The sequence below is a fragment of the Paracoccus sp. S4493 genome (assembly GCF_000967735.1).
GTDB classification, from domain to species: domain Bacteria; phylum Pseudomonadota; class Alphaproteobacteria; order Rhodobacterales; family Rhodobacteraceae; genus Paracoccus; species Paracoccus marcusii.
Window position 1 is genome coordinate 1 of record NZ_JXYF01000137.1, and the last position, 386, is coordinate 386.

The 386-nt window shown below is 68.4% G+C and carries 1 pseudogene; it reads left to right on the forward strand.

The annotated features are described in order from the left end of the window. Window positions 1-386 (forward strand): annotated as a pseudogene (locus tag TW83_RS21190) (pyruvate, phosphate dikinase); the annotation flags it as partial.

Consider the following 386-nt stretch of genomic DNA (forward strand, 5'->3'; position numbering starts at 1 on the left):
GCTGGCCGAGGTGATCGGGCGCGACAATGCGGATGCGGTCTATCTGTCCTTCGTCCAAAGCTATGCGATCCATATCGCGCGGCTGGACCCTGACCTGTTCACGCAGGACGGCCCCGATGCCCTGGCGGCCAGCCTGCGCCACTACCAGGACGAGATGGACCAGCCCTTCCCCCAGGACCCCACCGAACAGCTGTCCGAGGTGCTGCGCAGCATGGCGCGTGCATGGGACGGGCCGACCGCCCGCCTGCTGCGTCAGGCCAAGGGTGCGCCCGCCGATGCGCCCTTGGGTCTGGTGGTGCAGGAAATGGCGTTGGCGCTTGGTCCGGGCATCTGCGGATCGGGCACGATCCAGTTCATCGACCCCGTCACCGGCACCCCGCGCGTCA